At 33.0% G+C, this 13,576-nt stretch carries 15 protein-coding genes; 13 read left to right on the top strand and 2 right to left on the bottom strand.

The annotated features are described in order from the left end of the window. Window positions 1–226: 226 nt before the first annotated feature. The 8 genes from ICJ83_RS16090 to ICJ83_RS16055 all read left to right on the top strand — a co-directional run bounded on the left by ICJ83_RS16090 (window position 227) and on the right by ICJ83_RS16055 (window position 7,989). Complete coding sequence (locus ICJ83_RS16090; protein ID WP_223154820.1) at window positions 227–1,306, top strand: sensor histidine kinase; 1,080 nt, start codon at window positions 227–229, stop codon at window positions 1,304–1,306. After that, entirely contained in the window at window positions 1,293–1,979 is a 687-nt protein-coding gene (locus ICJ83_RS16085; RefSeq protein ID WP_188231434.1) for a response regulator, read from the top strand. Before ICJ83_RS16090 ends, ICJ83_RS16085 begins: the two co-directional genes overlap by 14 nt. Window positions 1,980–2,096: 117 nt before the next feature. Further along, entirely contained in the window at window positions 2,097–2,990 is an 894-nt protein-coding gene (locus ICJ83_RS16080; protein WP_188231433.1) for an FAD:protein FMN transferase, read from the top strand. Window positions 2,991–3,309: 319 nt separating this feature from the next. Beyond that, complete coding sequence (locus tag ICJ83_RS16075) at window positions 3,310–3,657, top strand: hypothetical protein (protein WP_188231432.1); 348 nt, start codon at window positions 3,310–3,312, stop codon at window positions 3,655–3,657. Window positions 3,658–3,665: 8 nt separating this feature from the next. Further along, window positions 3,666–5,006, top strand: a complete 1,341-nt coding sequence (locus tag ICJ83_RS16070) for a TrkH family potassium uptake protein (RefSeq protein WP_317173299.1) — start codon at window positions 3,666–3,668, stop codon at window positions 5,004–5,006. 206 nt (window positions 5,007–5,212) lie between these two features. Then, complete coding sequence (locus tag ICJ83_RS16065) at window positions 5,213–7,000, top strand: TrkH family potassium uptake protein (RefSeq protein WP_188231431.1); 1,788 nt, start codon at window positions 5,213–5,215, stop codon at window positions 6,998–7,000. Window position 7,001: 1 nt separating this feature from the next. Continuing rightward, window positions 7,002–7,688, top strand: coding sequence for a potassium channel family protein (locus ICJ83_RS16060; protein WP_188231430.1), 687 nt, complete (start codon window positions 7,002–7,004; stop codon window positions 7,686–7,688). After that, window positions 7,681–7,989: a hypothetical protein gene (locus tag ICJ83_RS16055; RefSeq protein ID WP_188231429.1), complete on the top strand. Its 309-nt coding sequence runs from the start codon at window positions 7,681–7,683 to the stop codon at window positions 7,987–7,989. The genes ICJ83_RS16060 and ICJ83_RS16055 overlap by 8 nt, the downstream gene beginning before the upstream one ends. 410 nt (window positions 7,990–8,399) lie before the next feature. Here the strand turns inward: ICJ83_RS16055 and ICJ83_RS16050 are convergent, their stop codons facing one another. Further along, window positions 8,400–9,344 carry a TerC family protein gene (locus ICJ83_RS16050; RefSeq protein ID WP_188231428.1) on the bottom strand — a complete coding sequence of 315 codons (945 nt, stop codon included), beginning with the start codon at window positions 9,342–9,344 and terminating at the stop codon, window positions 8,400–8,402. 261 nt (window positions 9,345–9,605) lie between these two features. Here ICJ83_RS16050 and ICJ83_RS16045 point away from each other — a divergent pair, with 261 nt between their 5' ends. Further along, the gene (locus ICJ83_RS16045; RefSeq protein ID WP_188231427.1) at window positions 9,606–10,121 is read left to right on the top strand and encodes a GNAT family N-acetyltransferase; all 516 of its coding nucleotides are present in this window, start codon (window positions 9,606–9,608) and stop codon (window positions 10,119–10,121) included. A gap of 115 nt (window positions 10,122–10,236) precedes the next feature. Here the strand turns inward: ICJ83_RS16045 and ICJ83_RS16040 are convergent, their stop codons facing one another. Continuing rightward, on the bottom strand, window positions 10,237–10,404 hold the full coding sequence (locus tag ICJ83_RS16040; RefSeq protein WP_188231426.1) for a hypothetical protein: 168 nt from the start codon (window positions 10,402–10,404) through the stop codon (window positions 10,237–10,239). 394 nt (window positions 10,405–10,798) lie between these two features. Between ICJ83_RS16040 and ICJ83_RS16035 the strand changes: the two genes are divergently transcribed. The 4 genes from ICJ83_RS16035 to mobB form a co-directional block, all read left to right on the top strand. Beyond that, window positions 10,799–11,131 (top strand): single-stranded DNA-binding protein, encoded by a 333-nt coding sequence (locus tag ICJ83_RS16035; RefSeq protein WP_188231158.1) that lies wholly within the window; start codon window positions 10,799–10,801, stop codon window positions 11,129–11,131. 77 nt (window positions 11,132–11,208) lie between these two features. Continuing rightward, window positions 11,209–11,652, top strand: coding sequence for a JAB domain-containing protein (locus tag ICJ83_RS16030; RefSeq protein ID WP_188231425.1), 444 nt, complete (start codon window positions 11,209–11,211; stop codon window positions 11,650–11,652). 439 nt (window positions 11,653–12,091) lie between these two features. Further along, window positions 12,092–12,667 (top strand): BfmA/BtgA family mobilization protein, encoded by a 576-nt coding sequence (locus ICJ83_RS16025; protein WP_317173298.1) that lies wholly within the window; start codon window positions 12,092–12,094, stop codon window positions 12,665–12,667. Further along, window positions 12,633–13,576: MobB family relaxase (gene mobB / locus ICJ83_RS16020; protein ID WP_188231423.1), on the top strand; the 944-nt coding region annotated here is incomplete at its 3' end. The genes ICJ83_RS16025 and mobB, both read left to right, overlap by 35 nt.

Raw genomic sequence — 13,576 nt, 5'->3', positions numbered from 1 at the left:
TTAGCTTAAAATGAATTTCCTTTCAATGCCTTCCTCAAAAGGTCACGGGAGTACATTGAAAGGAAATTATTAAAAAAAACTAATGTGCATCTAATACTTTTTCGTCTCTGTACTTACAGTGTGGAGTTAAATCCTAAAATTTGAGAACATTGCATAAGTTTATATAAAATCTTTATGTTGTAAAAAGTACCTTTGTATATAGAATTATAATTATTAAGTAAAGAATTTGGAAATTCTTAAGACGAGACATTTTAGTAAAAAAAAGCAATACATAATAAGTGTATCACTCGTTATAGTAACGGCTATTTTATGTTTTTTATCTGTAGATGTTATAGGGTTTAGGGCCGTTGCCCTTATTTTGCTTTTGGTGGTATCTCTCAATGCTATTTTGTTTGATATCTATCCAGTAATGGTTTCTGCATTATTGAGTGCGTTGATTTGGAACTTCTTTTTTATACCACCCATATTGACTTTTCATATTGGGTCACCTGAAGATGCGCTTATGTTTTTAATGTACTTTGTCATTGCTTCGATCAATGCGGTACTTACTTATAAAATTAGGGAATATGATAAAAGGCAACGTGATGAAGAAGAAAGAGCAAATGCCATTAAACTCTACAATACCCTGTTGAATTCTTTGTCCCACGAGTTAAGAACACCTATAGCAACCATTATTGGAGCTATAGATACTATAAACGATAGTGGTAATAAACTAACAGATGCCAATAAAAAAGAGTTGTATTCAGAGATTGAAACGGCAGGTACGCGTTTGAACAGGCAGGTAGAAAACTTATTAAGTATGAGTAGATTGGAAGCTGGATTTATAAAACCTAAAAAAGACTGGTGCGATATAAATGAGTTAATTTTTACTGCTATAAAAAGTAACAAGGAAGACCTTTTAAACCATTCTATAGTTTTTGTACCAGATGAAACATTACCCTTATTTAAACTGGATATTGGTCTTTTGGAGCAGGTCATTCACAACATTGTCCATAATGCTTTATTGCACACACCACAAGGATCTGTAATAAAAATTAAAGTTGAAAATGCTGCTAATTTTTGTGGTATAATCATTTCTGATAATGGTAGGGGTTTTCCTGCTGATAAAATAGATGCTGTTTTTAATAAATTTTATCGACTCAATAACAGTATTGGAGGAACAGGTTTAGGGTTATCAATCGTTAAGGGCTTTACGGAAGCAATGAACGGAACCATTCTTTTAGAAAACAAATCAAAAGGGGGGGCAAAGTTTACCGTTAGAATTCCTGCAGAAACCACCACAATAGAAGACTATGGAAACCAATAAAGCACAAATATTGATCATTGATGATGAACCTCAAATAAGAAAATTGCTTAACATTAATCTGGAAAGCAACGATTATAGGGTCATTCAAGCCAGTAATGCCAAAGAGGGGTTGGCTTTGGCTGCAAGCCATTTACCAGATGCTATTTTATTGGACATTGGTTTACCGGATAAAAGTGGACACGAGTTATTAAAAGAACTTAGAAGTTGGTACAATAGACCCATAATTATTTTATCGGTGATTGATAATGAAGAAGACATTGTAAAGGCATTGGATAATGGCGCAACCGATTATTTAACTAAACCCTTCCGTACGGGAGAATTATTGGCGCGATTACGTTCAGCAATTAGAAGAAGTCAAAATATCGAACCCAATGAGGTAGTAATTTCTACAAATGGACTTGAAATTGATTTGGTAGCAAGAACAGTAAAAAAGCAAGGCGCGATTATAAGACTTACCTCTACAGAATATAATCTATTAGCATTATTTGCCAAAAACGAGGGGAAAGTATTGACCCATCAATATATCTTAAAGGAAATTTGGGGATATGGCTACCAAACCGAAACGCAATATTTAAGAGTATTTGTGGGTACTTTAAGAAAAAAAATTGAAGACCATCCAAATCACCCTGAGCATATAATTACCGAAAGTGGTGTAGGTTATAGGTTTCAATAAATGATTGTAAATAAAATATATAGAATTAAATTGTCTAAGGTCATTCTTACATTGGGTTACCTTGTTCTTATATCCTGTAATTCCAAAAGAAGTAATTTTAGAATAAACCAAGGCGAGGTGTTCGGCACATACTATCGCTTTCAAATAGATTCCAATAAAGATTTTTCTAAACAAATAGATTCAATATTTACGGAAATAGATAAAGCTGCAAATTCTTATGTAGAGCGTTCCGAAATATCAGCATTCAATAAAAAAGGGATTTTAAAAAAGCCGTCACTTACTTTTTTAAATATGCTAACGCAAGCCAAAAAATACAACCAAATCTCAAATGGTTACTTCTCTCCCTCATTATACCCCCTAATTAAGTTCTGGAGTAAGGATTTGGAAAACAAATCAAAGATAGACTCTGTTGCAATAGATTCAATACTAAAATTGACTTCATTTAATAATCTGGTTTTTGATGTTAATATGGTAAGTGCATTAAAAAAAGGTGTTGAAATCGATTTAAGTGCAATGGGAGAAGGATATGCTCTAGATGCTATAGCATCTATATTAGATAAAGCTAAAGTTTCCAATTATATGGTAGAAGTTGGTGGAGAAATGAAATGTAAAGGGAATAATCCAAATGGTAAAACTTGGCAAGTTGGTATAGAAAACCCTTTAATTCCAGTTTCTCAACGTGGTGATTCTTTGATGAAAATAGTGAAACTCAAGAATAAGGCTTTAAGTACTTCAGGGAATTACCGTAAATTTTATAAAGACAAACTTGGTAATAAATACGCGCACATCATTGATTCTAAAACGGGTTATACTATTAAATGCAGCTTGTTGAGTGTGAGCATCCTTTCCCAATCTTCAACTAAAGCAGATGCCTTGGCTACGGCCTGTATGTCAATGGGTATAGATAAGGCTATGACCTTTATCGAGCAAACTCAAGACATAGAAGGTTTTTTAATATTTCAAAAGGATGGAAAATTAAAAACTTGGCAATCTAGTAACTTTCCCGAGTAACCTTTCGCTTCTTTATATAATATTTATCATTTCCATCCATCCCTTGATTTTTTACATATTCATTTCATCAGACCTTTGTAGCAAATAAAGATTGTAAAATGAAACGCGCATTTGGGTGTTCCATTATACAAAATCAAAATATACAATTACCGATGAAATGGGATTTTTTCTATGATGAACATAAAGGGAAACCGTATCAATCTTTACAAGATTGGTTTAAAGAAATTAAACATTTAAAGTACCCTTCACTTATAGTACTTCTTTTAGGGATGCTCTTTTTTATTTACCTCAAATTCATTCTTATTTAACGTTTTAACCAATGGAAAATGTAATAAAAATAAATAATGAGATAGCAGATCTTATTATAAAATTGTGTTTTAGTATTAATGACCTAAAAAAGAGCTGTCAATCCAATGATAAAGGGGGGTTGCATTTTTTTTCAACCTATAATGATATAAAGACTAGAATGGACAATCTATTGCAAGTATCAAGCTCAAAAGCTATGTCGGCTAAAATTACAGAGACAAAGGCATTTGCAAAGAACTCTTTAAAAATATATAAAATATTTCCAACAGAGATCAATGGCAGGGACAAAACAATACAAACCCTTAATAGGATTGTAAACCAGTTAACGGACTTGGAAAAACTTATTTCCAATCCATTATAGATGTTTTAATGATGAAAAAGATTCTAAAAAAATACAGAAAGTTTCAACTTTCTTTATCACCACAACAAAACTTACTTTACGGTTTTTCAATCTATGCAATCATAGGTTGGTTTTTGTTATGCTTGCCAATAGTACAAAAACAAGCAGTCTCTGCATTAGACAGTTTGTTTATTGCTACCTCGGCAATTTCAACCACAGGTCTAGTAACGGTGAGTATATTCGACACTTATAATGGTTTTGGTCAGTTTATCGTAATGCTGCTGTTTCAAATAGGCGGTATTGGTTATATGACCTTTACATCGTTTATTCTGCTTTCAAAGAAGAGCGATTTGACACATTGGCACCAACGCATTCTTAATGCAGAGTTTACAATGCCCAAAGGCTTTCAAATTAAGGATTTCTTAAAATCTGTTATTATTTTCACAGTCACTATTGAAATATTGGGAGCATTGTGTTTTTATATAGCGTTTACCAATGCAGGCGTTGAGCATAATTTTGCAATTTGGAGTAGTATCTACCATAGTGTTTCTGCATTTTGTACAGCTGGTTTTGGTTTATATAATGATAGTTTTGAACAGTTTGCAGGTAATACAGCCATCAACACGATTATTTCGGTATTGGCTATTTGCGGGTCTTTAGGCTTTATTGTAGTTACAGATTTTTGGAACAGACTTTCGGGTAAAACAAAGCGAGTAACCTATACAACAAAAATCATTTTAGGTGCAATGACCTTATTATTAACCATGGGAACGGTAATGATTTATTTCTTTGAACCTTCGGTTGCGCAATTAGGGGAAAATAAGCTAATGGCCTCTTTTTTTCAAGCAATGACAGCACTTACAACAGTAGGGTTTAATACAATACCTCTAGGAGGGTTTTCATTAGCTATTTTATTGGTTGTTATTTTTTTAATGTATGTGGGTGCATCACCTTCTGGTACAGGAGGTGGTATGAAAACAACCACACTTACGGCCTTAATTGCTATAATGTGGAATAGAATACGCAACAACAAACGTATCACATTTTTAGGCAAATCCATTCCTTTAGAACGACTTTATGTAGCGACTTCTGTTTTTATGTTGTATGCTTCAGTAATTTTTGTATCTACTTTCCTTTTAGCTATGTCTGAAGACTTCCCACTACATCAAATTTTATTTGAAACAACTTCGGCCATAGGTACAGTTGGTTTAAGTACTGGTATAACGGGAGATTTAACCTCTTGGGGTAAAATGGTACTCATAATAGTAATGTTTATAGGTAGATTGGGCTTACTTACCTTTGGGCTGGCTATTTTGGCAAGACGAAACAAACTAACAAAAAGAAAAAAGGAAGAAGATTTGGCTTTATAAATGTTTTTTTACTTACGAACTTTGACCTTTCGGGTAAGAAAACATTTTTTTAATAGTCCTTTCAATAGTAATTAAACTTTACAAGATTATAAATTAGCAGTGATAATCATTCTATGGAAAAGTAAAACAGGGGAGTAAATAAATCTTTATAAAATCTTTATAGGGTAACGTTTAACTTTGTGTGCTTTTAATAGATAAAGTGTTATATGCCTGTTTTCAATAAAGAAAAATTCTTGTTTTATAATAAAAAGTATTCTAGCATACTATTTTATGTTGCTTTTATAACTAGTGTTATTGGACTGTTTTTATTTGTCGCCGATTTTGGTTTTAATAAATCAGAAAATATCCAGAAATTATTTAATACCTACTATTTTATTGTTATTGCACTTGGACTTGTTGCCACAATACTTCGTTATCTTGAAAAACAAAAAAAGATTAAACACTCTGTAATTATTTTTGATATATCAACAATCCTCATAATCTTAATAATTTTATATGCTCATTTTCTAGGTGAAGAAGCACATAGGCATATATCATTTCTATATAATGATAATTGGGTAAAGTTTGCTATTATACTGACTTTTATTCGAGAGTTTTCAGAACAAAGCATCAATTACAAGAGTACACGATTAAATCCGGCACAACTTTTCATTGCTAGCTTTTTGGGAATTATTTTTTTAGGAGCCTTATTGTTAATGTTACCCAACGCAACCTATCATGGCATATCGTTTTTAAATGCTTTGTTTACATCTACAAGTGCTGTATGTGTTACTGGCTTAATTGTAGTTGATACAGGTAGTTATTTTACAACATTTGGTCAATCAATTATTTTATTCTTAATTCAAACTGGCGGGATTGGTATTCTTACTGTAGCAAGTTACTTCTCATATTTTTTCAAGGGTGGTTCAACTTATGAAAACCAATTAACATTAGGAGACATTACAGGAGCAAATAAGTTGGGAGAAGTGTTTTCAACCTTAAAGCGTATTTTAAGCATAACGTTTTCTATAGAACTCTTGGCTGCAATATTGATATTCTCAAGTCTTGATAAAAGATCGTTTTCTTCATTTTTCGAAAAATTGTTTTTCTCTGCTTTTCACTCGATTTCAGCGTTTTGCAATGCAGGTTTTTCAACATTATCCAATAGCTTATACGAAACAGAATTTAGATATAACTATATGCTTCAAGGTGTTGTCATTTTAGCTTTTGTTTTGGGAGGTTTAGGATTCCCTATTGTTGTTAATATCATTAAATACCTCAAATATTTTATAGCAAAAAAGGTGTTCTATTTCACAGGTAAAAAACAATCTCACAAGCCTTGGGTACTCAATCTTAACAGTCGTATTACATTAGTTACTACATCTATCTTAACTATTGCAGGTACAACATTGTTTTATATTAATGAATATGATAACACTTTGGCAGAACACAAAGGTGTAGGGAAATTTATAACAGCATTATTTGGGGCTGCTACACCACGTACGGCTGGTTTTAATACTGTTGATATGACAGCTCTGAACTTTTCAACAGTTATGTTATTATTTTTATTGATGTGGATTGGAGCTTCTCCAGCATCTACAGGTGGTGGTATTAAAACCAATACCTTTGCTATTGCTACTCTCAATTTTTTAAGTTTAGCAAGAGGTAAATCAAAAATTGAAGTTTTCAGAAGGGAGATAGCCGATATTTCAGTAAGGAGAGCTTTCGCCGTAATCTCTTTATCACTATTAGTTATAGGAACAGGTATTATTTTTATTTCCGTATTCGATAGTGATAAAAACCTACTAGACATAGCTTTTGAGTGTTTTTCAGCCTATAGTACAGTTGGGTTAAGTTTAGGAATTACTTCTTCGTTAAGTTCAATGAGTAAATTAACCATTATAGCGGTCATGTTTATTGGTAGGGTGAGTATGTTAACGTTGCTTATCGCATTCTTTAAGAAAATCAAGCATAAAAATTACAAATATTCTGTCGAGGAATTAACAATAAATTAAAATGAAATATATAGTTGTAGGTTTAGGTAGCTTTGGAGCATCATTAGCCGAGAAATTAACTGAGCAGGGGAATGAGGTTATAGGTATTGACACCAATATGAATAAAGTGGATAATTACAAAGAAAGAATTACCCACACTATTTGCATGGATGCAACAGATGAATTTACGGTATCTGGTCTTCCATTAAAGGATACAGATATGGTTGTTGTTGCCATTGGCGAAGATAAAGGCGCAAATGTAATGACAACAGCTTTATTTAAAAACCTTCAAGTAAAGCGCCTAATTAGTAGAGCTATTGATGATTTACACGAAAAAGTACTACACGCTATAGGGGTTGATGAAATTGTGCATCCAGAAGAAGAATCAGCTGAACGATGGGCGAAAAAGCTCTGTCTGAAAGGTGTTGTGGACTCCTTTGAATTAAGTGATGATTACAGTATTATAGAAGTAAACGTACCTGCGAAGTTTGATGGCAAAACCATTAAGGAAATAAATATAAGGGAAACATATAACTTATTAGTATTGACCACCATTGCTAACACAGAAATAAAAAGTATTGTGGGAAAAACTAGAAATATAACAAAAGTCAAAGGTGTAGCAAGCCCAAATAATATTCTTAACAAGGATGACATTCTTGTAGTTTATGGCGCAAATACAGATATTAAGAAATTTCTAAAAGATGATTAATTTTAATAAAATTCTAAAGCTTTCCGTCACTTTTATTATTGTGCTTTCTTTTTCATGTAAAGATAAATTACACGATAAAATACTTGAAAAACAACAAATGCTTCAGGATAGCATAAATAAAACCCCGGAAGGTAAAGCTTCTAAAATTGAGAACAATAATTTTGACGTGATTACTTTCGAAGGTTGTGAATATCTTATTTACAAAGAGCAACCATCAAATAACAAAGCAATGGGTTTTATGGCTCATAAAGGAAATTGCACTAACCCTATACACAATACCACTTCAAATTATAATCCGTAAGCCCGTATTCGTACCAAAGTCGTGCTTAATAAACATAAAACTATTGGACATGACATGGTAAAGGCTGGTGAAAAAGAATCGATCAGCTTTATTTATATTTTAAATGAAGACTAATGAACCCCTATAGCTTTTATTTTTTAATATTAATAAAAATGTACAGCTTTCATGAGAACTCATGGTGCTTGAAAAATGACGTACACGTATTAATGAATAAATAACAAAATAGTAGCATAGAAATAGATTAGTTAAAAGGTCGTCTGAATAGTAAATTCGGGCGACCTTAGTTTTTTAATATTTTATAAAGGAATGTATTAGGAGTTGTTTCTAAGATGTTTTTGCATAAATCTCAGTGATTCAATGTAGTGAGTCTGTGGTGATTTAAAGGGCATTTTTAAGTAACCTGTTTAATTTTAATTTTTCTTTTCAACAGTGCTTTTTAAAGAAACAAAAATCCCCAAACCAAGTGCTAAAGTTATAAAGCCCAAAGAAACCCATTCAGGTAGTTTGTAGTGGTGTACCAAAATTAATTTAACACCTACAAAACTTAAAATAGCGACCAGGCTATATTTTAGGTATTTAAAGCGTTCTAACATATTGGATAAGAAAAAGTACATGGATCTTAAGCCCAAAATGGCGAATATATTTGAGCTAAATACAATAAAGGGATCAGAGGTTATCCCTAAAATGGCAGGAACGCTGTCTAAAGCAAATAAAATATCTGTAAATTCAATGACAATCAAGGCTATAAATAAAGGTGTTGCTGCGGTAATATGGCGCATTTTTACAAAGAATTTTTGCCCTTGCATATGACTGGTGATAGGCATAACCTTTCTTAGGTTTCTGTAAATGAAAGATTTTTTAGGATTAAATTTTTCTTCTTTTGAAAACAGCATTCTGTATGCGGTAAAAAGTAAGAACGCACCAAAAATATAGGTTGTAAAACTAAATTTCTTTATTAACACAACACCAAAAAATATCATTAAAGCCCTAAATAGGATAGCCCCTAAAATACCCCAGAATAAAACCCGATGCTGGTATTTTTGCGGAATATGAAATGAACTGAAAATGACTGCAATTACAAAAATATTGTCTATACTTAAAGACAATTCAATTAAATAGCCTGTTATAAATTTAATTGTGGCATCCATCGGCGTTAAAGAATCTACATTATTAACTTTGCCAGTAGCATAAAGCCAATAAATAACACCGGAAAATAAAAAGGATAATGAGACCCAGATAGTGGTCCAGACAGAAGCCTCTTTGACACTTATAATGTGAGCATTTTTATTGAACACTCCTAAATCTAAAGCTAGAAAAATTAATATCCCTAAAAGGAATAAACACCAAACAATCATAGATTTTTTAATTTGAATTGAGATTGCTAAAATAAACGATTAAAGGGTAGGAAAAAATAGAATAATATACTATTAAATACAAATCAGTAGAGTTACACCTTGCTCATTTTTAGATAAGTTAAGCGAGAATGTTTTGAAATGTTAAATAGATTGTAAAATTGATTTGTTTCAGTGCTATCGAGTTGTGATTTTGTATTTTGATAATTGTATTCTTTAATTAGGAATAAATCTTTTAGACTAAATAAATTTAAGACTATTAAAATGAACATTAGGAAAGGAACCACTGATGATTTGGAAGTTTTAAAAGAAGTGGGACAACGAACATTTATAGAAACTTTTGCACCTCATAATAGTGAAGAAAACATGAAAAACTATCTGGAAAATGGATTTTCAGAAGAAAAATTGCAGATAGAGTTGAATGACCCGTATTCCGAATTTTATTTTATAGAACTAAAAGGGCATGTAATTGGATATCTAAAGGTTAATTTTGGGCCGTCGCAAACAGAGTTGCAGGATGATCAATCGTTGGAGATAGAAAGGATTTATGTGTTAAAACTTTTTCATGGAAAAAAGGTAGGGCAATTGTTATATGAGAAAGCGATTGACATGGCTAAGACAAGACATTTGAAATATGTATGGTTAGGCGTTTGGGAGAAAAATGAACGCGCTATCCGATTTTATGAGAAAAATGGATTTGAGGCTTTTGATACCCATGTCTTTGAATTAGGGAACGATAAGCAAACAGATATCTTGATGAAATTAAACCTAGTTTACTAATGAAGTAGAGAGTTCTTTTTCTTAAATGATTTTTTATTATTCACACTATTAGAAAGATTAAATGTATTCCTGTACATTCCTTAAATGTTTTTTTAAACCATTTAAGAAAAGCACTTCATGACATCCTCTTGGACACATCCACTTTAAAATTATACAAGAAGTAGAAATCATATTTTGATTTTATTAAGGAAGCCAGATATGCCATTTTCTTAACGGGCGTATCGGCAAAGTCTTCTCGTGACTTTGCGCGCTCCGTCCTAAAAATACCATCTCTGTCAAGCATTTTAAGGGGTAGGTAATGTTTGAGGCCTTTATTGGTTTTTGGTACAGCAAAAACCAGGCATAGCCTAAGGCACTTCTATTATGAATTCCCATAACACCGCACGTTTAACTTTCCGTACACGCACGCCCTCATAGTTTTCATAAGAAGGCCTAAGGCTATAGTGGAACTTGTAAAGACCAAGTAAATTTTATAAAAACTTAAGGTTTCTACTTCCTTGAAAATCCAAGGATTTTACTACGTCGCAGACACTCCTGAACTTTTGATAAAAGTCTTGACAAAACCCACCTCAAACATGGTCCTCTTTTAGAGAGAACTATACAAAGCACCCCTTAAAATTCGAGTTTAATTAAAATCAAAACAAGGGGGATTTATTAACCTTTTAAATTTTTTTATCATGAGTACAATTAAAAACAGAGTGCAGTTAATCGGTAACGTAGGACAAGAGCCAACGATGACCATTTTAGAAGACGGTAAAAAGTTAGCCCGTATTTCATTGGCTACGAATGAGCATTATAACAATGCCAAAGGCGAAAAGCAAACTAATACCAGTTGGCACAATTTGGTAGCCTGGGGTAAAAAGGCCGACATCGTAGAAAAGTATGTAACAACAGGCAAAGAGATTGCTATTGAAGGGAAACTAACTTCTAGAAGTTACGAGGATAAAGAAGGCGTTAAACGCTATGTGACTGAAATTACGATTAGTGAGATCTTACTTCTGAGTAAATAGAAGTGAAAACAAAAGGGTGCTCCCTTTTAACTCAGCACCCTTTTTTATCTTACGTTTTAACTTCAAAATTGAAGTCCATGAAGAGCAAAGTTAATGAAATTCAGGTAAGTTATAAAGAGAAATTAGAATTCTCTTTATCGATTAAATGTTCCGCAGATGCTAACGAAATCATTTTTAATCACTGGGACAAAGACACCATCGGCCTTTATGAGTCTTTTAAAATCATGCTTTTAAACAACTCCAATAAAGTGAAAGGCATCTATCAGTTATCCTCTGGAGGAATCACCGGCACTTTAGTAGATATCAGAATCCTATTTGCAATTGTATTAAAGACGCTTAGTCCCTGCATAATATTAGTACACAATCATCCCAGTGGTAAACTAAAACCCAGTGAAGTGGATAAACAACTGACAGAGAAAATTGTTAAGGCTTCAAAATTTTTGGATATAGCCGTTTTAGATCATCTCATTATTACACCCTCAGGTGAATACTTCAGTTTTGCCGATAATGGCATTTTATAGTTAATATAACCCTTAATTTTATCATAGGCCTTTGGATCATTCCTTAGGTCTTTTTCTTTTCAATTTCTGAAGGTCATTTTAGAAAAACTGACGTATTGAAATCCCGATTTTTTGAAATTCATACGTTTTGGTGACAATTTAATCCATTTGAAACTAAACCGCGTTTTTAGTTTTTAAAGGAATTCTTTAACTTAAATAACATCAATAAGCTGAATTTACCAATGATCATTTACTGGTAGATCTGGGCTTGATTTTACGACCTGGCGGGACGGAAAAGGAAGAGCAAGAGGGTAACACGCTGCGCGATGTTACAGGGTTTGATTCCATTGTGAGCCCTTTGTTTATAAGGGTTTTGATAATGGAGTGTTTGTAAAGAGAGTTCGTTTTTTATGAAAAAATGGGCTCAGCCCAGTAAAACCGGCGAATTTTTTATGAAAAAATGGATAAAGGATACGAAAAAGAAGGATTCGATGGCTTGAGAATAAAGTCATCAGTAGCTAAGAAATTTAGGCGCTTTTGTAAACATCACGGCAAGTCCCAATCGCTTAGCTTACTGGATATGATCCTCTTTTTTGAAACCAATGAAATCAGTCCCTCAGAGCGGTTTGGAGAGACTTTATCAAGTCTGAAGTTTCAAATGAAGCGACGGTTTAATGCCGTCATTGCCATTATAAAATCCATAGAAAAGCAACAAACGGAACCAACAGCTTTTCTGATGAAAAAGCTTTTTGAAGTAACAGCTAAAGAAGAGGCTGAAGAAAGCTTCGAGTTTGCGCCTCAAGAGCTCATCTCTGAAAATGAAGAACTGGAATATTATCAGAAACAGTATAAACAAAGCCAGCAATCTTATCAGGATATAAAAACAGAGATGACCTCACTGCTTAAAAAAGTAAAATTCGTTAGAAACAATTTTGGATTAGGACATTACAGGCTGAATGTCACTAAAGAAGAGTTAGAGCAATTAAAAACCAAACTGAATCATGTACATCACCATAACACCCCAAAAACTCGGTGAGAATTATAACCAGTCCGTTGCTGATTTTGTGGATTACCTGGAGAAAGAAAACCAGGGTAAAACTACGGAAGAGCAGAATCATTTTTTTAATCACCAAGGCGAACAGTTTCAGGCAAAACATGTGATTAAAGATATTGATAGCAATACAGCTAAACTGAAGAAAAAGGAACCTAAGTTTTATTCAATTACAGTGAACCCAAGCAAACAGGAATTAAAGCATATTCAGAATGATACGGAGAAATTAAAGGCCTATACCAAAGCGATTATGGAGGATTATGCTAAGGCATTTAATAGAGATATTGATGGTAGACAAGTTAACATTCAGGATATAAAATACTATGCTAAAATTGAACACGAGCGCACCTATAATGGTACCGATAAAGCCATTCGCGAGAATGCGCCTTATCACAAGAAAATAGTCAGACTTAAAAACGAGATTCAGAAAATTGAATCAGGTAAAAAGGTAGGGGATATCCATAAGAAACAACAGCAAATAAAAAGGTTGGAGCAGGAGGCCCCTCATAAGATTAATGGGAAGATGATTACTCAAGGTATGGCCAAAGAAGGCGTACAATCGCATATACATATTATAGTCAGTAGAAAGGATCAATCCAATACCTATAGCCTGTCGCCAGGAAGTAAGTATAAGGCTTCTGAAGTGGAGTTCAATGGTAAAACAGTAAAGAGAGGTTTTGATAGGGATCAATTTTACACAAATGCCGAGAAACATTTTGATAAACAATTTAAGTACAACAGAAACTTTGTAGAAACTTATAATTCAAGAAAACTTATGAATAAAAGTCCACATTTATATTATTCCAATCTTATTGGTTTACCCAGTAGTGAAAAGGCCATGGCTTTTAAATTGCTATCCAATGCAGGTGTGAAAGTACCCATTCCAAACATTCC

The organism is Aestuariibaculum sediminum, from assembly GCF_014596945.1.
Taxonomy (GTDB): Bacteria; Bacteroidota; Bacteroidia; order Flavobacteriales; family Flavobacteriaceae; genus Aestuariibaculum; species Aestuariibaculum sediminum.
This window is presented reverse-complemented; position numbering and strand designations above follow the sequence as displayed.

Excerpts from the sequence above, each read along its gene's own strand:
- ICJ83_RS16085 (WP_188231434.1), top strand. The coding sequence starts at position 1,293 with ATGGAAACCAATAAAGCACAAATATTGATCATTGATGATGAACCTCAA.
- ICJ83_RS16075 (WP_188231432.1), top strand. The coding sequence starts at position 3,310 with ATGGAAAATGTAATAAAAATAAATAATGAGATAGCAGATCTTATTATA.
- ICJ83_RS16070 (WP_317173299.1), top strand. The coding sequence starts at position 3,666 with ATGATGAAAAAGATTCTAAAAAAATACAGAAAGTTTCAACTTTCTTTA.
- ICJ83_RS16065 (WP_188231431.1), top strand. The coding sequence starts at position 5,213 with ATGCCTGTTTTCAATAAAGAAAAATTCTTGTTTTATAATAAAAAGTAT.
- ICJ83_RS16060 (WP_188231430.1), top strand. The coding sequence starts at position 7,002 with ATGAAATATATAGTTGTAGGTTTAGGTAGCTTTGGAGCATCATTAGCC.
- ICJ83_RS16055 (WP_188231429.1), top strand. The coding sequence starts at position 7,681 with ATGATTAATTTTAATAAAATTCTAAAGCTTTCCGTCACTTTTATTATT.
- ICJ83_RS16050 (WP_188231428.1), bottom strand. The coding sequence starts at position 9,344 with ATGATTGTTTGGTGTTTATTCCTTTTAGGGATATTAATTTTTCTAGCT.
- ICJ83_RS16045 (WP_188231427.1), top strand. The coding sequence starts at position 9,606 with ATGAACATTAGGAAAGGAACCACTGATGATTTGGAAGTTTTAAAAGAA.
- ICJ83_RS16040 (WP_188231426.1), bottom strand. The coding sequence starts at position 10,404 with ATGCTTGACAGAGATGGTATTTTTAGGACGGAGCGCGCAAAGTCACGA.
- ICJ83_RS16035 (WP_188231158.1), top strand. The coding sequence starts at position 10,799 with ATGAGTACAATTAAAAACAGAGTGCAGTTAATCGGTAACGTAGGACAA.
- ICJ83_RS16030 (WP_188231425.1), top strand. The coding sequence starts at position 11,209 with ATGAAGAGCAAAGTTAATGAAATTCAGGTAAGTTATAAAGAGAAATTA.
- ICJ83_RS16025 (WP_317173298.1), top strand. The coding sequence starts at position 12,092 with ATGGATAAAGGATACGAAAAAGAAGGATTCGATGGCTTGAGAATAAAG.